Genomic DNA, 25,316 nt, shown 5'->3' with positions numbered 1-25,316 from the left:
GGACGAGCCCTTCAGGCCCGGGGCTCGGCCGCCGCCTCCGGTACGCCGACCGCCTTCGCCGCGACTTGGCGGTCGCCCGCCCGCAGCACCCCGGCCCCCAGTACCAGACCGAACGCCAACACCGTCACCAGGCCGAACGACACGACCAGCGAGGTCGCCTCGGCCAGCGAACCGATCGCCGACGGGGCGATCAGCCCCGAGGTGTACGTGATCGTGGCGACGCCCGCGATCGCCTGGCTCGGGTTCGGCCCGCTGCGCCCCGCCGCCGCGAACGCGAGGGGGACCACCACGGCGACACCGAGGCCCAGCAACCCGAAACCGCACATCGCCGGAACCGCGCCCGGCGCGACGACCACCAGCACACCTCCGACGGTTGCCAGCACTCCGCCCACCCGCACGGTCCTGACCGCCCCGAACCGGTCGACGACCTTGTCCCCGGCGATCCGGGCCACCGCCATCGTCAGTGCGAACGCCGTCGTCGACGCGGCCGCGAGCCCGGCGGAGCTGTCCATGATGTCCCGGAGGTAGACCGCCGACCAGTCCAGGCTGGCTCCCTCGGCGAACACCGCGCAGAAACCCACCGCGCCGATGATCAGCGCCGACCTGGGCGGCAGGGTGAACCGCGGTGGCGGCTCGTCGTCCGGCTCGCTGCGCAGATCCAGTACGCCCTGACAGGCGACCAGGCCGAGCACGGTGAGCACGAGAGCGGCGAGGACATGGTGCAGCCGGGCGTCAGCGCCGATATGGGCGGCCACGGTGCCCGCCGCGGAACCGATCAGGGCGCCCACGCTCCACATGCCGTGCAGCCCGGACATGATCGACTTGTCGAGACGGTTCTCCACCTCGACACCGAGGGCGTTCATGGCCACGTCCGACATGCCGGCCGACGCCCCGAACACGAGGAGCGCCGCGCACAGCGTCAACAGGTTCGGTGCCAGTGAGGGCAGTGTCAGCGCAAGCGTCCACAGCGCCAGCAGTCCGCGCAGTGCGGTTCTGGCGCCGAAGCGATGGCTGATCGCGCCGGCCAGCGGCATGGCGAGCGAGGCGCCGATCGCCGGGAAGGCCAGGGCGATGCCCAACTGACCCGCACTGACCCCGGCGTGGTCCTGGATCCAGGGCACGCGGGTGGCGAAGCTGCCGGTCACCGCGCCGTGCACGGTGAAGACCGCGGCGATCGCGAACCTGGCCCGCCTCACCTGCTCCGTGCCGAAGACCGTCTCTGTGGATTCCGTCGTCATGCCGCCGTGCCCTCCCCTGGGAATTCTCTGTCGCGGTCGACCCCCGCGCCTGACGTCACGGTGCGGCAGTAAACTATCAGGAACCCTGCCTGATAAATAGGCCGTCATGGCCCCTCCCTGTACGGCAGTGATCTGGAAGGATCCCGGCATGCCCGCATCACCGAGCACCGCCCGGGTCATCAACGACCGGCTCGCCCTTCGACTGCTCCAGGAGGACGGCCCGCTGACGGCCACCCAGCTCAAGATCCTGACCGGGCTCTCCCGCCCCACCGTCGCCGACCTGGTGGAGCGGTTGCAGGGGGCCGGCCTGATACAGGTCGTCGGCGAGAGCGGCGCCGAGCGGCGCGGCCCCAACGCCCGGCTGTACGGGATCGTCGCGGACCGCGCCCACCTCGCCGCCCTCGACGTGCGCACCGACAGCGTCGCCGTCGTCGTCGCCGATCTCCTCGGCGTCACGCTCGCCGAGGCCACCCTGCCGATCGGCAGCGACACCGGCACCGAAACCGCCGCGGAACAGGCCGCCGCACTGCTGGAGGGCACCGCGCGCGAGGCAGGCGCCGTACCACTGCACAGCGTCGGCATCGGCGCCCCCGGCCTGATCGACCCGGTCACCGGGGAGCTCCGCGACACCACCGGCCTGCCCGCCTGGCACCGTCGCCTCGTCCGGGTGCTCCAGCATCGGCTGCCCGCGACCGTGCTCGTCGAGAACGAGACCAACCTGGCCGCCGTCGCCGAACACCGTCTGGGCGCGACCCAGGACCGCGACACCTTCGTCCTGCTCTGGCTCGGCCACGGCATCGGCGCCGCCGTGATGCTGGACGGCAAGCTGCGCCGCGGAGCCTCCGGCGGTGCGGGCGAGATCGGCTTCCTGCCCGTGCCGGGCACGGTGGGGATCCCCTCCGCGGTCAACTGCGACGGCGGGTTCCACTCCCTTGTGAGCGCGGCGCCGGTGTGCGAACTGGCCCTGGGGCACGGCATCGACGTGCGTACGCGGATGGGCCCCGGGGAGCAGGAGCCGGCTGCCGCGTTCGCCGTACGGGCCGCCCTGGCCGGAGAAGGGGAGAGCGAGGCATTCCTCTCCGCCCTCGCCGACCGCCTCGCGGTGGGCGCCGCCGCCGTAGCCTCGGTCATCGACCCCGGCTGCGTGGTCCTCGCCGGCGAGGTCGGTCACGCGGGCGGCGAAGCGCTGGCGTCCCGGGTCGAGGAGCGGCTGGCCATGATGTCCCCGCTGCGGACGGAGGTCAGAGCGGGCCTGCTGGGCGGCTCCGCGGTACTCCGTGGCGCGCTGCTCGCCGCCCGCGATGCGGCTCAGGACGAGCTGTTCACCCCGGGCGGCGCCGGCAGCGTTCCGTGAGGAACTCCTCGAACATGGTCTTCCCGACGGAACGGGCGGGCTCACAGCCCGCCCGGGGCGGGGCTGTGAGCCACTCCACACCTCTCGTCCGTATGGCCCATGGGCAGGCGTGGCACACTGATCCTGTAACAGCAGCAGCGCACTCCGGGGTCGGTGCAATTCCGAACCGGCGGTTATAGTCCGCGACCCGTCCGCATCCAGCGGCCGGTTGACCAGGTGAGATTCCTGGACCGACGGTTAAAGTCCGGATGGGAGGCAGTGCGCGGCGGGCCGTCACAGGTACGTCGCCGTCGGCGGATGCGTTTTCCGGGTTCCGGAAGACCCGCGTCCGTGTCTTCGGTTTCGGCGTTCCCTGTTGCGTTCCGCTTCATCTGTCGTCATCGACAGGCCCCGGAGTCCGTGCCCGAAGAGGCAGGAGGACCCGGTGGACACCGCAGCCGACAGCACCGCCATGGGCCGAGCGATCACGCTCGCCGCCCGCGGACTCGGCTCCACCAGCCCCAACCCGGTCGTCGGATGCGTGATTCTCGACGCCGAGGGACGCCCGGCCGGTGAAGGCTTCCACCAGCGCGCCGGAGGGCCGCACGCCGAGATCCACGCCCTGCGCGCAGCAGGTGAGAAGGCCCGCGGCGGCACCGCATACGTCACTCTCGAGCCCTGTAACCACACCGGTCGCACCGGCCCCTGCGCCCAGGCGCTGATCGAGGCCGGCGTCAGCCGTGTCGTGTACGCGGTGGCCGACCCGACCCCGCAGGCCACCGGGGGTGCGGACACCCTCCGTGCAGCCGGGATCAAGGCCGAACAGGGGCTCCTCGCCGACGAGGCCGAGGCGGGCAACGCCGCGTGGCTGACCTCGGCGCGGCTCGGCCGTCCGTACGTCGTGTGGAAGTACGCCGCGACGCTCGACGGCCGGATCGCCGCCGCCGACGCCACCAGCCGCTGGATCACCTCTCCCGAGTCGCGCGCCGACGTTCACCGGCTGCGCGCCGAGGCCGACGCCGTCGTGGTCGGCTCGGGCACCGCCCGTACCGACGACCCCCAGCTCGGTGTGCGAGGCATCGAGGGCGTTGTACAGCCGCTGCGGGTGGTCGTCGACACCGGCGCCACGGCGGTGCGCCCCGGCGCCCGCGTCCTCGACGACACGGCGCCCACCCTGGTCGCGGTCGCCGAGGACGCCGACACCGGCCATCTGCCCGACGGGACCGTCCTGCGGCTGCCGCGTGCCGCCACCGGCCCGGGGCTGGACGTCCACGCCCTGCTCGCGGCCCTGCACACGCGCGGCGTCCGCTCCGTACTCCTCGAAGGCGGCCCGACCCTGGCCGGGGCCTTCGTCGCGGCGGGAACGGTCGACAAGGTCGTCGGCTATCTCGCCCCCGTGCTCCTCGGCGCCGGCCCCGCGGCCCTCGCCGACGCAGGAATCTCCACCATCGCCCAGGCGTTGCGCCTCGACGTGACCGAGACCGTACGTATCGGCCCCGATCTGCGCATCACCGCCGTCCCCGGCCCTGCCCGGAAGGGAAACTGAGTGTTCACCGGAATTGTCGAAGAACTGGGTGAGGTCACCGCCGTCGAGAAGCTCGGCGACGCCTCCCGATTCCGCCTGCGCGGTCCCGTAGTCACCGAAGGCGCCAAGCACGGCGACTCCATCGCCGTCAACGGCGTCTGCCTCACCGTCGTCGACCTCGGCGACGGCGAGTTCACCGCCGATGTGATGGCCGAGACCCTGAACCGGTCCAGTCTCGGCGCACTGGAGACCGGCTCCCGGGTCAACCTGGAGCGCCCCATGGCGGTCGGCGGCAGGCTCGGCGGCCACATCGTCCAGGGGCATGTCGACGGCACGGGCCGCATCGTCGAGCGCAAGATCTCCGAGAACTGGGAGATCGTGAAGATCTCCCTCCCTGCGGAGCTGACCCGGTACGTGGTGGAGAAGGGGTCGATCACCGTCGACGGCGTGAGCCTGACCGTCGTCGACGCCGGACCCGACTACTTCACCATCAGCCTCATCCCCACCACCCTCGCCCTGACCACGCTCGGCATCAAGGAGCCAGGCGACCCGGTCAACCTCGAGGTGGACGTCATTGCCAAGTACGTCGAGCGGCTGCTCGGCGACCGGGACCGGGAGGACACGAAGTGAGCGCCGTCGGCTGGCTCAACTCGGAGGCCTTCGCCCTGTTCGGCCAGCACATCAAGTGGGCCGACATGATCGGCAACACGGTCGGTCTGGCCGCCCTCGCGCTCGGCTGGCGGCGCTCCATATGGACCTGGCCCACCCAGCTGGTCTCCGGCGTGATCCTGCTGGCCGCCTTCGCCTCCGCCCACCTCTCGGGCAGCGCGGGCAAGCAGCTGGTGGTGATCGTCGTGGCCGCGTGGGGCTGGTGGTCGTGGAACCGCGGCAAGCAGCAGGCCCAGGACGGCTCCATCGCCGTACGGTTCGCCAGCTGGCGCGAGCGGGCTTTCCTGGTCGGCGGCGCCGCCCTCGGCACCCTCGCCGTCGGCGGGCTGTTCACCGCGTTCCCGACGCTGTCGTGGGACCCGTGGCCCGACGCGTACATCTTCGTCGGCACCGTCGTCGCGATGTACGCCCAGGCGCGCGGCATGGTCGAGTTCTGGTTCGCCTGGCTGCTGGTCGACCTGGTCGGTGTGCCGCTGAACTTCGCCAACGGCTTCGCCTTCTCCGGCTTCGTCTACGTCATTTACGGCGCCCTCGTCCTGTGGGGCATGCGCGACTGGTGGCTGCGTACGCGGACACCCGCTCTGGAAGGAGCCACGGCATGACTGCCCAGCCCACCTGGTTGCACCCGGAACACGACAGCGTCGTCGAGGACCTCTCCCTCGACCCCGTCGAGCAGGCGATCCGCGACATCGCGGCCGGACGTCCCGTCGTCGTCGTCGACGACGAGGACCGGGAGAACGAGGGCGACCTCGTCATCGCGGCCGAGAAGGCCACGCCCGAGATCGTCGCCTTCATGATGAGCGAATGCCGCGGCCTGATCTGCGCGCCGATGGAGAACGACGAACTGGAGCGGCTCGAACTGCCGCAGATGGTCACCCACAACACCGAGTCGATGCGCACGGCGTTCACCGTCTCGGTCGACGCCTCCGCGGCGCACGGCGTGACCACCGGCATCTCCGCCGCCGACCGGGCCACCACGCTCCGGATGCTGGCGGGCGGTCAGGCGGGCCCCGCCGACTTCGTACGCCCCGGCCACATCTTCCCGCTCCGCGCCCGGTCCGGCGGTGTACTCGTCCGCAACGGCCACACCGAGGCGGCCGTCGACCTGGCCCGGCTCGCCGGGCTGCGGCCCGCCGGTGCGATCGTCGAGATCGCCGGCGAGGACGGGGTGATGCTGCGTCTGCCCGAGCTGGTGCCGTTCGCCCGCAAGCACGGCCTCACGATCATCTCGATCGAGGACCTGATCGCCTATCGCCGTTCCTCCGAGCCGACCGTCCGACGCGAGGCGGAGGTCCGGCTGCCGACATCGTTCGGCGAGTTCACCGCGTACGGCTACCGTTCCACGGTCGACGGTGTCGAGCATGTCGCGCTCGTCCACGGCGACCTCGGTGACGGCGACGACATTCTCGTCCGGGTCCACTCCGAGTGCCTGACCGGCGACATCTTCCAGTCCCAGCGCTGCGACTGCGGCCCCCAGCTGCACGCGGCCATGGCGCGCATCACCGACGAGGGCCGCGGCGTCGTCGTCTATCTGCGCGGCCACGAGGGCCGCGGCATCGGCCTGCTCTCCAAGCTGCGCGCGTACGAACTCCAGGAGCACGGTGTCGACACCCTCGACGCCAACCTGGAGCTCGGCCTGCCCGCCGACGCCCGGGACTACGGGGCAGGCGCCCAGATCCTCAAGGACCTCGGCGTCCACGGAGTCCGGCTGATGACCAACAACCCCGACAAGACCGCCGCGCTCCTGCGGCACGGCCTGGCGATCACCGGCCGCGAGCCGATGCCCGTCCAGGCCGGCGAGCACAACCTGCGGTACCTGCGCACCAAGCGGGACCGCATGGGACACGACCTGCCCTGGCTCGACGCCGCCTCGGCGTCGACCTGCGGCAACCAGTAACGACCACGGAAACGAGCGGTAGGAGAACCATGAGCGGCAAGGGCGCACCCGAACTGTCCGTACGCAACTGCGGTGACCTGCGAGTGGCGGTGATCGCCGCCCAGTGGCACGAGAAGGTCATGGACGGCCTCGTCGACGGCGCACTGCGTGCCCTGCACGACCTCGGCATCGACGAGCCGACGCTGCTCCGGGTCCCCGGCAGTTTCGAGCTCCCGGTCGTCGCCAAGGTGCTGGCCGGCCGCGGCTACGACGCGATCGTCGCTCTCGGTGTAATCATCCGCGGCGGTACGCCCCACTTCGAGTACGTTTCCCACGGCGTCACAAACGGCCTCACCCAGGTCGCCGTCGACACCGGGGTCCCGGTCGGCTTCGGCGTACTGACCTGTGACACCGAGGAGCAGGCGCTCGACCGGGCCGGCCTCGAAGGGTCCAACGAGGACAAGGGGCACGAAGCGGTCACCGCGGCCGTCGCCACCGCTGCCACGCTGCGCACCGTCAGCGAGCCCTGGCGCTGAGCGAGGGGGCGGCACCCCGTACTCTAAGAACCATCATGGCGAACAAAACCTTCGAAGAGCTCTTCGCGGAGCTGCAGCTCAAGGCCGCCAACGGCGACCCCTCCACCTCCCGCACCGCCGAGCTGGTGGACAAGGGGGTCCATGCCATCGGCAAGAAGGTCGTCGAGGAGGCCGCCGAAGTCTGGATGGCCGCCGAGCACGAGAGCAAGGACGCCGCCGCCGAGGAGATCTCGCAGCTGCTGTACCACGTCCAGGTGATGATGGTCGCCCGCGGGATCTCCCTCGACGACGTCTACGCACACCTCTGAGCACGGGCGCCGCACACCTTTACATCCGCACGTCCGCACAAGACTCCCTCCTCGCAAAGGAAACCTGACCTCATGCTGCGCATCGCCGTCCCCAACAAGGGTTCACTCTCCGGGCCTGCGATGGCGATGCTCCATGAGGCCGGCTACCAGCAGCGCAAGGAGTCGAAGGAACTCGTCCTCGTCGACCCCGAGAACGAGGTCGAGTTCTTCTACCTGCGGCCGCGCGACATCGCGATCTACGTCAGCTCCGGCCGCCTCGACATCGGCATCACGGGCCGCGACCTGCTGCTGGACTCCGGGGCGGATGCCGAGGAGATCCTCCAGCTCGGCTTCGCACGCTCCACCTTCCGTTACGCCACCAAGCCCGGCACGGCCCACGGCCCGCAGGACTTCGACGGCATGACCATCGCCACCTCCTACGAGGGCATCGTCGCCAAGCACCTCGCCGATGTGGGTGTCACCGCCTCCGTCGTCCACCTCGACGGCGCGGTCGAGACCGCCATCGAGCTCGGGGTCGCCCAGGTCATCGCCGATGTGGTGGAGACCGGCACCAGCCTGCGCAACGCCGGCCTCGAAGTGATCGGCGAGCCGATCATGAAGTCGGAGGCCGTCGTCATCCGCCGTACGGGTGCCCCCCAGGACGACCCCAAGGTGCAGCAGTTCCTCCGCCGCCTGCAGGGCGTCCTGGTCGCCCGCAGCTACGTGATGATGGACTACGACTGCCGGGTCGAGCACCTGGAGCGCGCGGTGGCCCTCACCCCGGGCCTCGAGTCGCCGACCATCTCCCCGCTGCACCACGAGGGCTGGGTCGCCGTCCGCTCCATGGTCGCCGCCAAGGAGGCCCAGCGGATCATGGACGACCTGTACGAGCTCGGCGCCCGCGCCATCCTCACGACGGCCATCCACGCCTGCCGTCTCTGACGGCCGGACTGTCAACGACCCACCGGCAGCCAGACCCACCGGAAGACAGAAGAACACCATGTCCGCCCGCGCGCCCCGGCCCGAACTCCCCACTCTCCCGGTCACCTTCCGGCCGACCCGTACCCGGGTGGTCCTGCTGACCGTGGGAGCGGCGATGTTCGTCGTCATCACCGTCATCGCGATGAGCCTGGAGCAGCTGAGCCCGGGGGAGCGGGTCAGCTTCATCTTCACCGCGCTGCTCTTCTTCGCCGTCCTGGCGCTGCTGAGCCGCCCCAAGGTCGTCGCCGACGACAACGGGGTGACCGTGGTCAATCTCACCCGCACCCGACGGTTGTCCTGGGCGGAGATCGTCCGCGTCAACCTGCGCGCCGGCGACCCATGGGTCTTCCTCGACCTCAGCGACGGGACCAGCATGCCCGCCCTCGGCATCCAGCCCGGAATCGCCAAGGAACAGGCCATTCGCGACGCCGGTACGCTCCGCGCCCTCGCCGAGAATCACGGCACGGGTACGGACAACGGCTGAGCCCCCTGCCCCGTTCGGCCACTTCTTGATTACTCTGGAGGACGGTGGCGCCCTGTGTGCGCCCCGCCCCGTACAGAGGGCCCCTGAGGCCGGCGGGGCTTTCCTTCGACCCAAGGAGTGACTCCCTCCAGCAATGGACGGATCGTCCGGTAGTACCTGCGCCGCCCCATCCCAGGAGGCGGCGGCATGACCACCCCCTTGCTGCTTCTCAGTGCGGCATTCCTTCTCATCCTCGCCAATGGATTCTTCGTGGCAGCCGAGTTCGGGCTCGTCACGGTGGAGCGGCCGGACGCCGAGCGCGCCGCGGCCGCCGGCGACCGGCGGGCCCGTACCGTCGTCGACGCCCTGCGCGAGCTCTCCTTCCAGCTCTCCGGCACCCAGCTCGGCATCACCATCACCTCACTGGTCGTCGGCATGCTCGCCGAGCCGGCCCTCGCCCAGCTGCTGGCCGGACCGCTCACCGCGACCGGGCTCCCCGACGGGGCCGTACCCGGCGTCAGTGTGGTGATCGGGATGCTGGTCGCCTCCGCCGTCCAGATGGTGATCGGCGAGCTCGTACCGAAGAACTGGGCAGTCTCGCGACCGCTCCAGGTCGCCCGGTTCGTCGCCGGCCCCCAGCACCGCTTCGCCAGTGCGCTACGACCGGTGATCACCCTGCTGAACACCGTCGCCAACCGGCTGGTGCGGCTGCTCGGCGTCGAACCCACCGACGAGCTGGCCTCCGCCCGTACCCCCGGTGAACTGGTCTCCCTGGCCCGGCACTCCGCCGAGGCCGGCACCCTCGAACAGGACACCGCGGATCTCTTCGTACGGACCCTGTCGCTCGCCGGACTCACCGCACAGCACGTCATGACCCCGCGCGTGAGGGTCAGCGCCCTGCAGTCGACCGCGACCGCGGCGGACGTCCTCAACCTCACCCGCGCCACCGGCCTCTCCCGCTTCCCGGTCTACCGGGACCGGATCGACGAGGTCGTCGGCATGATCCACCTCAAGGACGCGCTCGCCGTACCCGCCCAGGAGCGGCGGCGCACCCCGGCAGGGCGGATCGCCGTACCGCCCCTCCTCGTCCCCGAGACGCTCCCCGTCGAACAGCTGCTCCAGCGCCTGCGCAAGGAGCAGCCGATCGCCGTCGTGGTCGACGAGTACGGCGGCACCGCCGGTGTCGTCACGCTCGAGGACATCATCGAGGAACTGGTCGGCGAGGTCAGGGACGAGCACGACGCGGAAGGCGCCGACCGGCCCGAACTGGCCGTGGCCGCCCCGGAGGACGGCCACCCCGCCTGGGACGCCGAAGGCAGCTGCCGGGTCCTCACCCTGCGCCGGATAGGCCTTGACGTGCCGGAAGGACCGTACGAGACCGTGGCCGGACTGGTCGCCGATCTCCTCGGACGGATCCCGGCCCCAGGCGACCGGGCCGAACTGCCGGGCTGGCGGATCTCGGTCCGCCAGGTCGGTCACTACCGCGCCGAGCAGGTCCGCTTCGTACGCGTCGCCGATGTGCCCGAAACCGTCGACGCGCCGTCGGCGGAACGCGGTGTCCTGGAGGCCGCACGATGAGCGTCGTCCAGTTGCTCTTCGCCGGGCTCCTCGTGCTGGCGAACGGTTTCTTCGTGGGTGCCGAGTTCGCACTCGTCTCCGTACGCCGCAGCCAGATCGAACCCCTAGCGGCGGCCGGATCGGGCAGAGCCCGTCAGGTGCTGTACGGTCTGGAGAACCTGCCGCAGATGATGGCCGCCGCGCAGTTCGGCATCACCGTCTGCTCGCTGACCCTCGGCGCCGTCGCCGAACCGACCGTCGCCCATCTGCTGGAGCCGGTCTTCCACGCGGTGCACCTGCCGGAGGGCCTCGTTCACCCGCTCGGCTACGTCCTGGCGCTCGTCTTCGTGGTCTTCCTGCACCTCGTCATCGGCGAGATGGTCCCGAAGAACCTGGCCATGGCGGCCCCGGAGAAGACCTCGATGTGGCTCAGCCCCGGCCTGGTCGGCTTCGCCCGGCTCTGCCGCCCGGTCACCTCGGCACTGGGCGCCTGCGCCCGGCTGGTGCTCCGGCTGTTCCGCGTCGAACCCAAGGACGAGGTCGAGGCCGTCTTCACCAGCGAGCAGCTCAACCGGCTCGTCGAGGACTCCGGACAGGCCGGACTGCTCGAACCGGAGGCGCAGGAGCGGCTGGAGGACGCGTTGGAGCTGGGCAGCAGGCCGGTCACCGATGTACTGCTCGACCGGGCCTCCCTGGTGACCGTGGACCCCTCGGTCACCCCGCACCGGATCGAGGAACTGACCGTACGGACCGGCTACTCGCGCTTCCCGGTCTGTGCGGAGGGCGGCGGCCCGTTCATGGGCTACCTGCACGTCAAGGACGTCCTCGATCTGGAGGACGGTGAACGGGCCGTTCCGCAACACGTCTGGCGCCCGATGGCGACGCTCCGGGCGGAGCTCCCCCTGGACGACGCGCTGACGGTGATGCGCCGCGCGGCCACCCACCTGGCCCAGGTGGCCGACGCGTCGGGCCGGGTGCTGGGGCTGGTCGCGATGGAGGACGTCCTGGAAATGCTGGTGGGCGAGGTACGCGACCCGGCGCACCGGGTCTCGGTACCCCGCCGGACGGTGGAGGCCGCACCAGCTGGCCCCGGCGCGGACGAACTCCAGCCACTGGCGGCACGAACCTGACAACGAGGCCCGGTCTCATCGCCGGACGGGAGCCACACCCGAGCCCGTCCGGCGTTCGAGGCGGCGAAAACAAGCCCGTCCGGTGTTCGAGGACACACCGGCCGCCGGGCGGGCCCGGTGCCTGCCACCCGCCTCACCACACCGTCACAGCCCCGGAGGCTCCTGTGGCCCCCTGTCCACCGGCCCCCGGCCGGACAGGACCTCGCCGTACGCCTGCATCAGATCAGGCAGCCGCAGTGTCGCCAGATCGTCGCGCGTGGGCACCGCCGCGTATCCGGACAGCCGCAGATCCCGGTACGCGCAGCTCTTCTCGTACAGCGTGCGCAGAAACCGTCCGTTGCCCAGCTCGTCGATCCAGCCCTGGTCGACGACATGGCCGCTGATCGAGCGCAACTCCTCCAGGGACTCCTCGTCCCACACGTCGTCGTTGTCTGCGGCCAGCACCTCGCCGATCGAGGTGAGTTCCAGCGGCCGGTAGCTGGGGAAGTCCACCCGGGTGGTGAACCGGGAGGAGAGCCCGGGGTTGGTGGCCAGCAGCCGGTCCATGCCCTCGGGGTAGCCCGCGAGGATGACGACGAGATGGTCCCGGTTGTCCTCGGCCCGCTTGAGAAGCACCTGCAGAGCCTCGTCCCCGTACGCGTCGCCCTTGCTGTAGCCGGAGTTGGAGAGGCTGTACGCCTCGTCGACGAACAGCACGCCGCCGAGCGCCGAGTCGATCAGCTCGTTGGCCTTGACCGCGGTCTGGCCGAGGAACTCGCCGACCAGATCGGAACGCTGGGCCTCGACGAGGTGGTCCCCGCCGAGCAGCCCCAGTGCGTAGAAGACCCGGCCCAGGATCCGGGCCACCGTGGTCTTCCCGGTCCCGGACGGCCCCGAGAAGATGAAGTGTCGCTTGGGAGGCTGGACCAGAAGCCCCTCGCCGGCCCGCAGCCGCGCCATGTTCAGCTGCGCGGACAACGCCTTGACCTGGCGCTTGACGGGTTCGAGGCCGACCATCCGCTCCAGTTCCGCCAGTGCCTCGGCGAGCAGCACCGGATCGCTGGGCCCCGCCGGGAACGGCTGCGGCGACGACTGACCGGGCACCGCCGTCTTCTCCCGTGCCCCCGCCCCGTCGGCGGGAGGCAGCCCGCCGACGCCCGGCATCTGCGGTTCGACGCCGGGCCGCAGCTCCCGGCCGTCCACCAGATCGGTGCCGAGCAGCGAGTCACCGTCCTGCTGCGCCTCCGCGACCGCGCCGTCGATGCCGAACCCGGTCAGTGACACGGAGGCGAGACCTGATGCCTCGTCGGTGCCTTCGAGCCCGTCGTAGTCAGCGATGGCGGCGAGCCGCGCCGAGGTGTCCATGAACGCCGGGTCGATCCGGTGCACCGCCCGGTAGAGCGGCAGTGCGGCCGCGCTGCGGCCGGTGCCCTCGTGCGCGCGGGCCAGCCAGTAGCGCAGCTCCTTGCGCTGCGGCTGCTCGCTGCGGCAGCGCATCAGTGCGGTGGCGAGCAGTGGCTCGGCCTGCCCGTACATCTCCAGCCGCACCCGCGCCATCCCGCCGAAGAGCCCTGCCTCGATGCCGAGCAACGGATCGTCGACCAGCTGCTCGGTGTTGCGTACGAGCTGTTCCCAGTCCTTGACCAGATAGGACCGGCAGGCGTGCAGGAACCGCACCTGCGGGTCCGTGTCCACCGGCGGCAGCCCGGCCAACGCCCGGTCCAGCTCGGCGACATGACGCCCGTCCAGCCAGTGCGACGCGTGCGCGAGCAGCAGGTCGCGTGGGCTCTCCAGCACCGGTTGTACCCACCAGCCCAGCCAGTACCACGAGTTGAGCGTGCGCCGATGGCGGGTGCGCTGTTCGCCGAACCGGTCGCGATGCCGGTACATCCGCAGCAGCGCGGTCGTTGTGTCGATGCGCAGGGCATGGAGGCCGAGCCAGGCGTCCGCCATGCCGGGATCCAGACGCACCGCTGTTCTGAACTCCTCCTCGGCCTGCGGGTAGGCGCCCATCGTGTAGGCGTCCACGCCGCGCAGCCAGGCGAGGTCGGCCGGGGCCTGTGCGCCCTGCGTGCCGATGTCCATCAGGTCCCCCACAAGCCGTGCCCCCAGGATGTCCCGCCGCACGACCGCCCGTCGAGGCGCGCTGAACCACTGTGCCACGGACGGGAATTGACCGCACCGAAAGGCATCGTACCTGCGCAGGGAGTGCGCGACTAAGAGCGCCGCAGGCAGAACGGAGACCGTGACCGAGGGTAAGCGGAAGGTTGTGCACAGCAGCGCGAAAAGGGGTGCGAGGACAGAACGAAGCCCCCGATCACGGGGGAACAACCGGGGGCTTCGTGTCCGTGGGGGCTTCGAAAAGCCGCACATTGAGAACGTAAGACCTGTACCGCCCCCGGGTCAAGCACAGTTGAGGCAGTTCCGGGCCGATTCCCGACTGCTCAGTACGTCGCCGCGGGAGGATTACGGTGGGTGACGGAATGGTTCGCTCGTGCTGTCGCACGGGGTCCCTCCAGCCACTCGTACCCCACAGGCAACTGGCGTACCAGAGCATCCGCGTAGGGGCGCGAGGGATCGGCGGCGAAATGTTCTTCCTCGGCGGCGGTCCATCCGTCCCAGAACGCCGACAGCGCGGGCCCGTCCCGGCGCCGGCCCCGCTCCCACGACGCCGCGGGGCCGAGCTCCATCCACCACAGTTGTGCGAGATACGGGCGCAGCGCACGGCGACCCGCCCCCACCCCCTCGATCAGCACCACCGGCGCGGGTTCCAGAGCGCGCGGCGGGCCGAAGTGCCGAGCGGTCCAGTCGTACGGGGCGTAGTGCGCGCTCTCGCCGCGCGACAGCGGCCCGATCACCTGGTCGCGCAGCCGGTCCACCCAGGCGAACAGCTCCTCGTGCGTGGCCAGATCGTCCAGCCGCAGGACGGGTGCCTCGCCGAGCGCGCCCGAGAGACGGGACGCGAGGGTGCTCTTGCCCGATCCGGCATGGCCGTCGACGCCGATCAGCCGGACCGGCCCGCAGGACGGCGCCAGGGTGCGCAGCCGGGAGGCGTGGCGCGAGAGGTCGTTCATGTGGCCCAGCCTACGAGCGGGGCCGGAGCAACCGCAGGTCACGCCAGTGGACCAGACCAATATTGGTTCGTAGGCACACTGCGATTCGCTGGCCCAATCCGGCTGCGAACCGCAATAGTTGGCGCACTGTCGTGCACCCGCAGCCCCACTCCGCTTACGACCGGGGGTTTCGCCCATGAACCGACCGACCTCACGCAGAACCGTGCTGACCGCCGCGCTCGCGGCGGCGGCCGCCGCCGGTACGGCGTCGTCCGCCGGCTCCGCAGCCGCCGCGATCCCGGCTGCTGCCCCGCCCGACGCGGCTGCGGCGGCCGCTTCCCTGGTGGACAACCATTCCTGGAGTACGTACACCGACTGGCGCAGCGGCTGCGGCGCCGGGACGCGCGCCGTCGCGGGACGCAGGCCCGGTCTGGTGATCGGCGCCCCCCAGGGACGTACCGACTACACCGACCCGCACACCGGGAACACCGCCACCTGGGAGTACGCGACCTGGACCTCGCCCCGGCACCGGTCCGCGGTCCCGGCGACCGAGGTCATCGCGTCCTGGAACGCGGACACCCCGGCAGGCACCTGGATCCAGATCGAGCTGAGCGGCCGCTACGCGGACGGCACCGACACCCCCTGGTACGTCATGGGCCGCTGGGCGGCGGGTGACGGCGACATCCGCCGTACCTCCGTCGACGACCAGACCGACGGCAGGAGCTCGATCTGGACCGACACCTTCTCGGTGGACGACGCGGCGAGCGGGCTGCGGCTGGTCTCGTACGAGCTGCGACTCACCCTGTACCGCACCCCGGGCAGCAGCCTCACCCCGACCGTGTGGCGGCTCGGCGCGATGGCCTCGGACATCCCCGACCGCTTCACCGTGGAGCCCAGCGCCCCCGGCCTCGCCCGGGAGCTGCCGGTGCCGCGCTACTCGCAGAGCGTGCACGCGGGCCAGTACCCGGAGTACGACAACGGCGGTGAGGCGTGGTGCAGCCCCACCTCCACGCAGATGATCATCGAGTACTGGGGGCGCAGGCCCACCGCCGAGGACCTGGCCTGGGTGGAGCCGGGCCTCGCCGACCCACAGGTCTGCCATGCGGCCCGCTTCACGTACGACTACCAGTACGAGGGCTGCGGCAACTGGCCGTTCAACGCCGCCTATGCCGCCACGTACGACGACATGAGCGCGGTCGTCACGCGGCTGCGTTCGCTGACCGACCTGGAGACGCTGATCCGGGCCGGTATCCCGGCCATAACGTCACAGTCCTTCCTCAAGGAGGAGCTGACCGGGGCCGGGTACGGGACCTCCGGCCATCTCATGACCGTGATCGGGTTCACGGCGGACGGCGATGTGATCGCCAACGACCCGGCCTCGCCGAGCGACGACGCCGTCCGCCGGATCTACAAGCGGCACGAGTGGGAGACGATCTGGCTCCGCACCAAGCGCTACAACGCGAGCGGCAAAGTGGTGTCCGGCACAGGAGGCGTCTGCTACCTCTACTTCCCGGCGCACCCGACGCCCGCCCAGCGGCGGGCTCTGGCGGCCGTCGGCATCCGCTGACGCGGTCCGGCGCTCTCGGGGCAGTGACCGACGTCATCTACCCCGGGGGCCCGACCGGCTGGCACTCTGGACGGGTCACGGGGGGACTTCACTGCCGGACGACCGAGCGAGATGCCATGAGCGCGACCACCGCAACCACTGTCACTGCCCGCCGCCGCGCGCGGACCGGAGGTCCCGAGGACCGGTCCAAGCTGCTGGAGAACGTCCTGGGCTGGACGCTCGTCGTCCTCGTCGCCATGTTCGTCACCCAGGCCGGCCTCATGTGAGAAGCCGGCCGTCGGCGGAACAGGGCGGGAAGCCTCTCGGGCTCCCCGCCCCTTGGGATCGCTTGGTTGCGGCCAGGCCTCTCGTTTGGATCAGGCTGGGCTCGCGGGGTCCGGCACGCGCATCTGCGGCGTTGTCGTCGGTCTTCCCCGAGCTCTCGGCTTCGCTCGAGCAGGGGAGGCCCCATTCGCTCCGCGTGGGCTCGTTCCTCCGCCTTGCGGCTGCACGCACCACGGTGACATCAGCCGCTCCGCGGCGGGCCGCTCCCTGATCCAGCCTGATCCAAACGAAAGACCCTAGTTGATCGCCTTGATCAGCTCGCCGTTGGCGGTGTCACCGCTCAACTCCCAGACGAACGTGCCCCCCAGGCCCTGCTGGTTCTTGTAGTCCATCTTGGTGCCGATGGTGGCCGGGGTGTCGTAGCTCCACCAGTTGGTCCCGCAGTGCGCGTACGCCGTGCCGGCCACGGTGCCGGTCGCGGGGCAGCTGCCCTTGAGGACCTTGTAGTCCTCGATGCCCGCCTCGTACGTACCCGTGGCCGCGCCGGTCGCCGTACCGCCCGGCGCGTCCTGCGTCACGCCCGTCCAGCCGCGGCCGTAGAAGCCGATCCCGAGCAGCAGCTTCGAGGCGGGGACGCCGAGGGCCTTGAGCTTGGTGACGGCGGCGTCGCTGGTGTAGCCCTCCTTCGGAATACCGGTGTACGAGGTCAGCGGGGAGTGCGGGGCCGTCGGGCCCTGCGCGTCCCAGGCGCCGAAGAAGTCGTACGTCATCGGGTTGTACCAGTCGACGTACTGCGCGGCGCCCCCGTAGTCGACGGCGTCGAGCTTGCCGCCGTCCGAGCCGTCGGCGGTGATGGCCGAGGTGACCAGGTTGCCCGTGCCGAACTTGGCGCGCAGCGCCGCCAGCACGTTGCCGTAGGCGTCACGGCCGCTGGTGTCGCAGGTCAGACCACAGGCGTTGGGGTACTCCCAGTCGATGTCGATGCCGTCGAAGACGTCGGCCCAGCGGGGGTCCTCCACCAGGTCGTAGCAGGACTGGGCGAACGCGGCCGGGTTCTTCGCCGCCTCACCGAAGCCGCCGGACCAGGTCCAGCCGCCGAACGACCAGATGACCTTCAGATTCGGGTGCAGCTTCTTCAGCTTGCGCAGCTGGTTGAAACTGCCGCTCAGCGGCTGGTCCCAGGTGTCGGCGACGCCGTCGACCGACTGGTCGGCGGTGTACGCCTTCTCGTAGTCGGCGTAGCTGTCGCCGACCGCGCACTTGCCGCCGGTGACATTGCCGAAGGCGTAGTTGATGTGCGTCAGCTTGTCGGCCGAGCCCGAGGTCTCGATGTTCTTGATGTGGTAATTGCGCTGGTAGACACCCCAGTCGGTGAAGTATCCGACCACCTTGCTGCCGGCCGCCGCGGTGGTGGCTTCGGCGGCCTCGGTGGCCGAGGCGCGCTCGGTGGCGGTGGCCGCGCCGGCCGATGCCGGGCCTGCGGCGCCGAGGAGGGTGGCGCCGAGGGCGGCGGTACAGACGGCAGCGGCGAGCGCCCGGAACCGGGCGCGGGGACGGTGAAGTCCGATCATCGTGGCTCCTCGTGGGGGAGGGGGCTTGCGAGTGGGGGGACGTACGGCCGACCCCGCGCGGAATTGGCATGAACGCGATAAGGCCGACTGGGTTGGAACCGTAGATGGACTAGACCAGTTGGTCAATGGTTCGGACCATTCCGATGGCGATCCGGGCCCCGCACGGACCACCCGGCCGCCCGCCCCGGCACCCGGTGACGGATACCGTCCGATCGGGCATACTCGACCCGCCACAGCCGCTGGCCAGCAACTCTCGTAATCCGGGAGGGCAGCATCGGCTGAGCAGTAGTGCTTGTCCGGGCCCCGGCCCGGAATTTCCCGGCGGCGCCGCTCACACCCCGCGCGCGCGACCGCCGCAACGCCCGACAGGGAGGAGAGCGCCGTCATGTCCGACCGTGCCCCGCAGTTGGTGGAGCGTCGTCTGCCCACCGAGGAGTCCAGGCAGCTTGTCGCGCTGGTGCGCGACATCGTCCAGCGGGAGATCGCGCCACGGGCGGCGGAGGAGGAGGACGCCGGCCGGTTCCCGCGCGAAGTCTTCACCCTGCTCTCCGAGTCCGGACTCCTCGGTCTGCCGTACGACTCCGCCTACGGTGGCGGCGACCAGCCGTACGAGGTCTACCTCCAGGTTCTCGAAGAACTCGCGGCCGCCCGGCTCACCGTCGGTCTCGGCGTCAGTGTCCACTCGCTCGCCTGCCACGCCCTCGCCGGATACGGCACCAAGGATCAGCAGGCGGAACATCTGCCGGCAATGCTGGGAGGCGGCCTGCTGGGCGCCTACTGCCTCTCGGAGCCTGCCTCGGGCTCCGATGCTGCCTCGCTCCGTACGAAAGCCGTACGGGACGGCGACGACTGGGTCATCACCGGCACCAAGGCGTGGATCACCCACGGCGGGATCGCCGACTTCTACACGGTCCTGGCGCGTAGCGGCGTCGAGGGTGCCCGCGGCATCACCGCTTTCCTGGTCCCCGGTGACGCCGAGGGGCTGAACGCAGCCCTCCCCGAGAAGAAAATGGGTATGAAGGGCTCGCCCACCGCCCAACTGCACTTCGACGGCGTACGGGTGTCCGACGCGCGCCGGATCGGTGAGGAGGGGCAGGGCTTCGCCATCGCCCTGTCGGCGCTCGACTCCGGGCGTCTCGGTATCGCCGCCTGTGCCATCGGTGTCGCGCAGGCGGCCCTGAACGAGGCCCTCGGATACGCCACCGGGCGGCAGCAGTTCGGCCGTCCCATCGCGGACTTCCAGGGACTGCGGTTCATGCTCGCCGACATGGCCACCCAGATCGAGGCGGGCCGCGCGCTCTACCTGGAGGCGGCCAGGCTGCGTGACGCCGGCAGGCCGTTCTCCCGTCAGGCCGCCATGGCCAAGCTGTTCTGCACCGACGCGGCCATGCGGGTCACCGTCGACGCCGTCCAGGTCCTCGGCGGCTACGGCTACACCCTCGACTTCCCCGTCGAGCGGTTGATGCGCGAGGCGAAGGTGCTGCAGATCGTCGAGGGCACCAACCAGATTCAGCGCATGGTCATCGCGCGCCACCTCGCAGGTCCCGAGACCCGCTGAGCCGCAGCGGCCGGTCCGACCACACCGGCGTCGTCATGATCCGGTTCCACTCCTGGTCATGGCGGCCCGGCAGGGTCCGCCCCGTGGACTCCCAATGGCTCAGCATGGCCCGGTAGATGGGCGGATCGGTCGAATGCGGCACCGGGTGCGGCGGAGAAGGTGCGGGCGCGGACTTCGGCGCCGGCTGGGAGCCAGGTCGCGGAACCGATTCTTCGGAGGCCGGAGCGGCGAGACGGCGGCGACCGGGGCCGGCCGTTGAATGCAGCAGCGTCATGTCAGGCCAACGGCGTGGGGCGGGGCCGGGTCACTGCCGGGTGGATTCGAGCGCCCGTTCGCCAGGTTCCCCTGTCTCGCGGGCGTGGCTCGATGCTGCCCGCACCACGCCGGTCCGGCCGTCGTGGTGCAGTGCAGGTGTCTTCAGGTGTTGCCGGAGGTCTCCGGCAGCAAGGACGGCCGCGTAGGGCGGCGTCGGACCGTGTCAGGCGGCGTTACGGCGCATCTGCGGGACCCGCAGCGGGCGCGAACCGGCACCACCGGCGTGCGAGAAGGGCTGCATCCGCCAGTCGAGACCCTGAGGGAGCGTCAACAGCAGTGCCGTCTCCTGCTCGTGGAGTTCGAGCGACTCGTCGGCGGGACGCGTCTGCGCGACGCCGCGGCCGGTTCCGGCGCACACCGTGAGCACGAACGGGTTCCACGGGGTCGGGCACAGCGCGTGTTCCGGCAGTACATCCTCGTCGGCCAGCAGCGCGATCGGCTGCGCGCAGTCCGGGCAGATCACCCGGTACATCTCAAAAGTGTCGTACGCGTCGGGAGCGGAGTCCTCGACGGGTTCAACAGGCTCCGGTTCGGTACGTCCGGTGAGCTTCAGGCTCTGCATGGAGAATCTCCCCCTCAGGTGGGCCGACAAGGCGCCACGGCCTCGACCACAGCAAGCACTTCCCGTCGCGCATCGGCCGTAACCGCGAGGTCGGCGGCTACCCACCCGTAAACCTGTGGCATTCGTCACATGCCCGGTGCAGGTGCCCTGTTCGGAGTCCCTGCGACTGTGCCTGGAGGGACCCGGGGCCATAGGTTGACCGCATGGAGGAGCTGGACCGTCAGATTGTGGAGTTGCTCGTCAAGGACGGGCGGATGAGCTACACCGACCTGGGCAAGGCCACCGGCCTGTCCACCTCGGCCGTTCATCAGCGTGTCCGAAGGCTGGAGCAGCGCGGGGTGATCCGGGGCTATGCCGCGGTCGTCGACCCCGAGGCCGTCGGGCTGCCCCTCACCGCGTTCATCTCGGTGAAACCCTTCGACCCGAGCGCGCCGGACGACATCGCCGAGCGGCTCGCCGGCGTGCCCGAACTGGAGGCGTGCCACAGCGTCGCGGGCGACGAGAACTACATCCTCAAGGTGCGGGTCGCGACCCCGCTGGAGCTGGAACACCTGCTCACCCGGATCCGCTCGCTCGCCGGAGTCTCCACCCGCACCACCGTGGTTCTCTCCACGCCGTACGAGGCACGGCCCCCGCAGATCTGAGACATGCCCGCCGCGGACCCGAGGGGGGTGCGGACCGCGCCGCTCCGTGCAGGCGCGAGACTGGTGTCATGACCGAGAGCACCGCCCCCCAGAGCGAACACCGCACCGTGCTGCTGCGCGGTGGAGACGTCCACAGCCCCGCCGACCCCTTCGCCACCGCCATGGTCGTCGAACGCGGCCATGTCGCCTGGGTGGGCTCCGAAGGGGCCGCCGACGCCTTCGCGAGCGGCGTGGACGAGGTGATCGACCTCGAAGGGGCGCTGGTCACTCCGGCGTTCACCGACGCGCACGTCCACACCACATCGACCGGCCTGGCCCTCACCGGTCTGGACCTCTCGGGCGCCCGCACCCTTGCCGAGGCCCTCGATCTCGTTCGCACGCACACGGCCGCGCACCCAGCCGACCAGGTCGTCCTCGGCCACGGCTGGGACGCCACGCGCTGGCCGGAGCAGCGGCCCCCGTCTCGCGGCGAACTCGACGCGGCGGCCGGCGGCCGGCCCGTCTATCTGCCCCGGATCGATGTGCACTCCGCGGTCGTCACCACAGCCCTCCTCGATCTGGTCCCCGGTGTCACCGCGCTGGCCGGCTACCACCCCGACGCCCCGCTCACCGGCTCCGCCCACCACGCGGTGCGTGCCGCCGCGCACGACGCCGTCTCGCCGCAGCAGCGCGCCGACGCCCAGCGCGCCGCCCTGGACCACGCCGCCTCGCTCGGCATCGGCACCGTGCATGAGTGCGGCGGACCCGACATCTCCGACGAGGAGGATTTCACCGGGCTGCTGAAGCTCGCCGCCGGGCGGCCGGGCCCGCGGGTCTTCGGCTACTGGGCCGAGCGGGTGGGCGACGAGAAGGATGCCCGCCGGATCCGCGAACTCGGCGCGATCGGCGCCGCCGGGGATCTCTTCGTCGACGGCTCCCTCGGCTCGCACACCGCGTGCCTGCACGAGCCGTACGCCGACGGTCCGGCCGGACACACCGGTACCGCCCACCTGGACGCGACGCAGATCGCCGCCCATGTCACCGCCTGCACCGAGGCCGGTCTGCAGGCCGGCTTCCACGCCATCGGCGACGCCGCGGTCTCCGCCGTCGTGGCCGGAGTCCGAGCCGCCTCCGAAACGCTCGGGCTGGCTCGCATCCGGGCCGCCCGGCACCGCGTCGAGCACGCCGAGATGCTCACCCCCGAGACCATCGCCGCCTTCGCGGAGCTGGGTCTGACCGCTTCCGTCCAGCCCGCCTTCGACGCCGCCTGGGGTGGCGAGGACGGCATGTACGCGCAACGGCTCGGCGCCGAGCGGGCCCGCACCCTGAACCCCTACGCGGGCCTCCTGCGGGCCGGTGTGCCCCTCGCCTTCGGCTCGGACAGCCCGGTGACCCCGCTGGACCCGTGGGGGACCGTACGGGCCGCCGCGTTCCACCGCTCGCCCGAGCACCGCATCTCGGTACGGGCGGGATTCACTGCGCACACCAGGGGCGGCTGGCGGGCCGTCGGCCGCGACGACGCGGGCACGCTGGTGCCCGGTGCACCTGCCGACTACGCCGTCTGGCGCACCGAGGAGCTCGTGGTCCAGGCCCCGGACGACCGGGTCGCCCGCTGGTCGACGGACCCACGGTCCGGGACGCCCGGACTGCCGGACCTCACCCCTGGTGGTGAACTTCCGGTCTGCCTGCGTACCGTGATCTTCGGACAAACTGTCTACGTGAGGCCGAACGGGTGACGTCCGGACATTTCGTACCGCCGATCGAAGGCGCCATCGCTTCCCCGCGACCTGGGAATCTCCGGTACTGACCAGGCGACTTCGGCAAACGTTGCAGGTCAGACGGGTATTGACAGAATGTGCCCACGGGCCGGTAGGTTCGGCCGAGTCCACCACAGGACGTCCGACCGGTTGAACCTCCACGCAGTCGTCGAACGCCGCTGGGTCATGGGGTGGTGTGCCGCACCGGTGCACCACCACTGACAGCCAGGTTCAGCGCCCGCGCCTCGGGGGCGAGGGAAGGTTCGAACCGGACGGCAGGTGCGACCCGGGTGGGGCCCGGACGTTCAGTAGACAACGGCTTTCGGTCGACCCGCAGCCAGCGGGACCCAGGTCGGCCCGAAGGACGCCGGGCCCCGATCCGCAGTTCTGTCCGAGCTTCTGTCCGTACTTCCCTCCTTCTGTCCGGCCCGGCTCCCGACACCTTCCGACTGCGTCTGTCCTCGGTCCCGGATGCGGTCGATATGGTGTGCACCTGCGTACGGACGTGAGGGGCAGTAAGTGAACGACGGCGGTCAGAGGCGATACGGCCCGCTCGGCAGAGCGTTGGTGATCATCCCGACCTACAACGAGGCCGAGAACATCAAGCCGATCGTCACCCGGGTGCGCGCCGCAGCGCCGGACGCGGACATTCTGGTCGCCGACGACAACAGCCCCGACGGCACCGGCAAGATCGCCGACGAGCTCGCCGCCGCCGACAGCCAGGTCCAGGTACTGCACCGGCAGGGCAAGGAAGGGCTCGGTGCCGCATACCTGGCGGGCTTCCGCTGGGGCATCGAGCACGGCTACGGCGTCCTTGTCGAGATGGACGCCGACGGCTCCCACCAGCCCGAGGAACTGCCCCGGCTGCTCACCGCCCTCAAGGGCGCCGATCTGGTGCTCGGCTCCCGCTGGGTGCCGGGCGGGCGCGTGGTCAACTGGCCCAAGTCCCGCGAAATGATCTCCCGGGGCGGCAGCACGTACTCCCGGCTGCTGCTCGGGCTGCAGACCCGGGACGTCACCGGCGGCTACCGGGCCTTCCGGGCGGAGACCCTGCAGGGCATCGGCCTCGACGAGGTCGCGTCCCAGGGTTACTGCTTCCAGGTCGACCTGGCCCGCCGCGCCGTCGACGCGGGATACCACGTGGTCGAGGTCCCGATCACCTTCGTGGACCGCGAGATCGGCGACTCCAAGATGAGCCGCGACATCCTCGTCGAGGCGCTGTGGCGGGTCACCGCGTGGGGCGTCACCGCCCGCGCGAACCGGGTCCTGGGCCGCAAGTCCTCCTGATCGCCCTCACATCCCGCTTATCCCGCTCGGACGTGCGTCCAGGCACACTGGGGACCATGACGACCGGCACACCGCCCCCGACCGCCCAGCGGCGCTCGCGCGCCCGCACCTTCATCCCGCTCGCCGTCGCCGCCTGGGCGGTGCTGGAGATCTGGCTGCTGACCGTGGTGGCCGACGTCGCGGGCGGGTTCACCGTGCTGCTGCTCCTGATCGGGGGCGTGGTGCTCGGGGCCGTCGTGATGAAGTCGGCCGGCCGCCGGGCCTTCCGCAACCTCACCGAGACGCTCCAGCGGATGCCGGGGCAGCCGGGGGCCGGCGCCGCGTCGCCCGCCGCCGCCCCGTCGGGCAGCAAGGGCAACGGGTTCCTGATGCTCGGAGGACTGCTGATCATGATCCCGGGGTTGATCTCGGACGTGGCGGGACTTCTCCTGCTGGTGCCGCCGGTGCGGGCGATGCTCGGCAGGCTCGCGGAGAAGTCCCTGGAGCGGCGGATGCGCACCGCGACACCGGGGAGCTTCTCCGACGCGTTCCAGCAGGCCCGGATCCACCGCCCGGACGGAAAGGTCGTCCAGGGCGAAGTCGTCCGCGACACCGACTCCCAGCCGGACGAGAACCCCCGCCCGCCGCTGACCCCCTGACCGAGCCGCGCCCCACGGCCTGTGCCGAAGCGCTGTCCTCAGCCCCGGACGGGCTTGTCCGCCCGTGCCCGGCGGCACGGGCGGAGAATTCAAGCGCGTCGGGCGTTCGTGCTCGAGTCGGCGACGGGCGGGAAATTCAAGCGGTCCGGCGCTTGAGGACATCTTTGACGTCCGCGTGATGTCCGGCGAACCTTTCGAGACCGCTCGACGTCCGGGCGTGCCTGGAACCTCGCCCTGCGCCGTGGAGCCCCGCGGGCCGTCGGCGCTTGCGGGCCCCGCCCCGCACGGCAGACAGAGCCGCGGGGGGGGGGGGGGGGGGGGGGGGGGGGGGGGCGGCCGGGGGGGGGGGGGGGGGGGGGGGGGGGGGGGGGGGGGGGGGGGGGGGGGGGCGCGCGCCCCCCCCGGGGGGGGGGGTGGGGGGGGGGGGGGGGGCGGGGGGGGGGCGGGGGCGCGCCGCCCCCGCCCCCCTCGCCGCACGCCGGGTCTGCTGTTCGGTGTACGGGCCGTCGAGCCGGCCGGTCGGCCGGTCCAGCTCCTGCGCCGAGCG

The 25,316-nt window shown here is 71.2% G+C and carries 23 protein-coding genes and 1 riboswitch; of the genes, 18 read left to right on the top strand and 5 right to left on the bottom strand.

The window, feature by feature from the left end; translation table 11 throughout:
• Window positions 1-11 precede the first annotated feature (11 nt).
• Complete coding sequence (locus ACIA8E_RS19920) at window positions 12-1,238, bottom strand: MFS transporter (protein ID WP_399299798.1); 1,227 nt, start codon at window positions 1,236-1,238, stop codon at window positions 12-14.
• A gap of 148 nt (window positions 1,239-1,386) precedes the next feature.
• On the opposite strand from ACIA8E_RS19920, the gene ACIA8E_RS19915 reads away from it, so the two are divergent.
• The 11 genes from ACIA8E_RS19915 to ACIA8E_RS19865 all read left to right on the top strand — a co-directional run bounded on the left by ACIA8E_RS19915 (window position 1,387) and on the right by ACIA8E_RS19865 (window position 11,595).
• Window positions 1,387-2,592, top strand: coding sequence for an ROK family protein (locus tag ACIA8E_RS19915; protein ID WP_399299795.1), 1,206 nt, complete (start codon window positions 1,387-1,389; stop codon window positions 2,590-2,592).
• A gap of 135 nt (window positions 2,593-2,727) precedes the next feature.
• A riboswitch (FMN riboswitch) is annotated at window positions 2,728-2,858 on the top strand.
• A 158-nt stretch (window positions 2,859-3,016) separates the two neighbouring features.
• Entirely contained in the window at window positions 3,017-4,117 is a 1,101-nt protein-coding gene (ribD, locus tag ACIA8E_RS19910) for a bifunctional diaminohydroxyphosphoribosylaminopyrimidine deaminase/5-amino-6-(5-phosphoribosylamino)uracil reductase RibD (RefSeq protein ID WP_399299792.1), read from the top strand.
• Window positions 4,118-4,726, top strand: a complete 609-nt coding sequence (locus ACIA8E_RS19905; RefSeq protein ID WP_267006241.1) for a riboflavin synthase — start codon at window positions 4,118-4,120, stop codon at window positions 4,724-4,726. It begins immediately after the preceding gene.
• Window positions 4,723-5,367 carry a nicotinamide riboside transporter PnuC gene (locus ACIA8E_RS19900; RefSeq protein WP_399299788.1) on the top strand — a complete coding sequence of 215 codons (645 nt, stop codon included), beginning with the start codon at window positions 4,723-4,725 and terminating at the stop codon, window positions 5,365-5,367. Before ACIA8E_RS19905 ends, ACIA8E_RS19900 begins: the two co-directional genes overlap by 4 nt.
• Entirely contained in the window at window positions 5,364-6,662 is a 1,299-nt protein-coding gene (locus ACIA8E_RS19895; RefSeq protein WP_399299786.1) for a bifunctional 3,4-dihydroxy-2-butanone-4-phosphate synthase/GTP cyclohydrolase II, read from the top strand. The genes ACIA8E_RS19900 and ACIA8E_RS19895 overlap by 4 nt, the downstream gene beginning before the upstream one ends.
• A 29-nt stretch (window positions 6,663-6,691) precedes the next feature.
• Window positions 6,692-7,177 (top strand): 6,7-dimethyl-8-ribityllumazine synthase, encoded by a 486-nt coding sequence (ribH, locus tag ACIA8E_RS19890; protein ID WP_030919009.1) that lies wholly within the window; start codon window positions 6,692-6,694, stop codon window positions 7,175-7,177.
• A 35-nt stretch (window positions 7,178-7,212) separates the two neighbouring features.
• The gene (locus ACIA8E_RS19885) at window positions 7,213-7,485 is read left to right on the top strand and encodes a phosphoribosyl-ATP diphosphatase (protein WP_018524273.1); all 273 of its coding nucleotides are present in this window, start codon (window positions 7,213-7,215) and stop codon (window positions 7,483-7,485) included.
• A gap of 72 nt (window positions 7,486-7,557) precedes the next feature.
• Complete coding sequence (gene hisG, locus ACIA8E_RS19880) at window positions 7,558-8,406, top strand: ATP phosphoribosyltransferase (protein WP_030919015.1); 849 nt, start codon at window positions 7,558-7,560, stop codon at window positions 8,404-8,406.
• Window positions 8,407-8,464: 58 nt separating this feature from the next.
• Window positions 8,465-8,929 carry a PH domain-containing protein gene (locus tag ACIA8E_RS19875; RefSeq protein WP_399299780.1) on the top strand — a complete coding sequence of 155 codons (465 nt, stop codon included), beginning with the start codon at window positions 8,465-8,467 and terminating at the stop codon, window positions 8,927-8,929.
• A gap of 186 nt (window positions 8,930-9,115) precedes the next feature.
• Window positions 9,116-10,486 (top strand): hemolysin family protein, encoded by a 1,371-nt coding sequence (locus ACIA8E_RS19870; protein ID WP_399299777.1) that lies wholly within the window; start codon window positions 9,116-9,118, stop codon window positions 10,484-10,486.
• The gene (locus ACIA8E_RS19865) at window positions 10,483-11,595 is read left to right on the top strand and encodes a hemolysin family protein (protein ID WP_093775406.1); all 1,113 of its coding nucleotides are present in this window, start codon (window positions 10,483-10,485) and stop codon (window positions 11,593-11,595) included. Before ACIA8E_RS19870 ends, ACIA8E_RS19865 begins: the two co-directional genes overlap by 4 nt.
• Before the next feature lie 144 nt (window positions 11,596-11,739).
• Here the strand turns inward: ACIA8E_RS19865 and ACIA8E_RS19860 are convergent, their stop codons facing one another.
• Both ACIA8E_RS19860 and ACIA8E_RS19855 read right to left on the bottom strand, forming a co-directional pair.
• Window positions 11,740-13,659 carry an AAA family ATPase gene (locus ACIA8E_RS19860; RefSeq protein ID WP_399299775.1) on the bottom strand — a complete coding sequence of 640 codons (1,920 nt, stop codon included), beginning with the start codon at window positions 13,657-13,659 and terminating at the stop codon, window positions 11,740-11,742.
• A gap of 359 nt (window positions 13,660-14,018) precedes the next feature.
• Window positions 14,019-14,648 (bottom strand): uridine kinase, encoded by a 630-nt coding sequence (locus ACIA8E_RS19855; RefSeq protein WP_399299772.1) that lies wholly within the window; start codon window positions 14,646-14,648, stop codon window positions 14,019-14,021.
• Between the two features lie 175 nt (window positions 14,649-14,823).
• Between ACIA8E_RS19855 and ACIA8E_RS19850 the strand changes: the two genes are divergently transcribed.
• Both ACIA8E_RS19850 and ACIA8E_RS19845 read left to right on the top strand, forming a co-directional pair.
• Window positions 14,824-16,194: a peptidase C39 family protein gene (locus tag ACIA8E_RS19850; protein WP_399299770.1), complete on the top strand. Its 1,371-nt coding sequence runs from the start codon at window positions 14,824-14,826 to the stop codon at window positions 16,192-16,194.
• Window positions 16,195-16,310: 116 nt separating this feature from the next.
• Window positions 16,311-16,460 (top strand): SCO1431 family membrane protein, encoded by a 150-nt coding sequence (locus ACIA8E_RS19845; RefSeq protein ID WP_107055265.1) that lies wholly within the window; start codon window positions 16,311-16,313, stop codon window positions 16,458-16,460.
• Between the two features lie 294 nt (window positions 16,461-16,754).
• On the opposite strand, the gene ACIA8E_RS19840 is transcribed toward ACIA8E_RS19845, so the two are convergent.
• A complete protein-coding gene (locus ACIA8E_RS19840) occupies window positions 16,755-18,029 on the bottom strand; it encodes a glycoside hydrolase family 18 protein (RefSeq protein ID WP_399299767.1) in 1,275 nt (424 codons plus the stop codon).
• A gap of 385 nt (window positions 18,030-18,414) precedes the next feature.
• Between ACIA8E_RS19840 and ACIA8E_RS19835 the strand changes: the two genes are divergently transcribed.
• Window positions 18,415-19,587 carry an acyl-CoA dehydrogenase family protein gene (locus tag ACIA8E_RS19835; protein WP_399299764.1) on the top strand — a complete coding sequence of 391 codons (1,173 nt, stop codon included), beginning with the start codon at window positions 18,415-18,417 and terminating at the stop codon, window positions 19,585-19,587.
• Window positions 19,588-20,065: 478 nt separating this feature from the next.
• On the opposite strand, the gene ACIA8E_RS19830 is transcribed toward ACIA8E_RS19835, so the two are convergent.
• Window positions 20,066-20,464: a hypothetical protein gene (locus ACIA8E_RS19830; RefSeq protein WP_326602467.1), complete on the bottom strand. Its 399-nt coding sequence runs from the start codon at window positions 20,462-20,464 to the stop codon at window positions 20,066-20,068.
• Between the two features lie 203 nt (window positions 20,465-20,667).
• Between ACIA8E_RS19830 and ACIA8E_RS19825 the strand changes: the two genes are divergently transcribed.
• The 4 genes from ACIA8E_RS19825 (at window position 20,668) to fxsA (ending at window position 24,769) form a co-directional block, all read left to right on the top strand.
• A complete protein-coding gene (locus tag ACIA8E_RS19825) occupies window positions 20,668-21,108 on the top strand; it encodes an Lrp/AsnC family transcriptional regulator (RefSeq protein ID WP_024493538.1) in 441 nt (146 codons plus the stop codon).
• A gap of 68 nt (window positions 21,109-21,176) precedes the next feature.
• Window positions 21,177-22,823 (top strand): amidohydrolase, encoded by a 1,647-nt coding sequence (locus tag ACIA8E_RS19820; protein WP_399299760.1) that lies wholly within the window; start codon window positions 21,177-21,179, stop codon window positions 22,821-22,823.
• A 540-nt stretch (window positions 22,824-23,363) separates the two neighbouring features.
• Window positions 23,364-24,131, top strand: coding sequence for a polyprenol monophosphomannose synthase (locus ACIA8E_RS19815; RefSeq protein WP_399299757.1), 768 nt, complete (start codon window positions 23,364-23,366; stop codon window positions 24,129-24,131).
• Window positions 24,132-24,187: 56 nt separating this feature from the next.
• Complete coding sequence (gene fxsA / locus ACIA8E_RS19810) at window positions 24,188-24,769, top strand: FxsA family membrane protein (RefSeq protein ID WP_399299754.1); 582 nt, start codon at window positions 24,188-24,190, stop codon at window positions 24,767-24,769.
• The last annotated feature ends 547 nt before the right edge of the window (window positions 24,770-25,316 follow it).

It is taken from the genome of Streptomyces sp. NPDC051664, assembly GCF_044453545.1.
In the GTDB taxonomy this organism is placed as follows: Bacteria; Actinomycetota; Actinomycetes; order Streptomycetales; family Streptomycetaceae; genus Streptomyces.
This window is presented reverse-complemented; position numbering and strand designations above follow the sequence as displayed.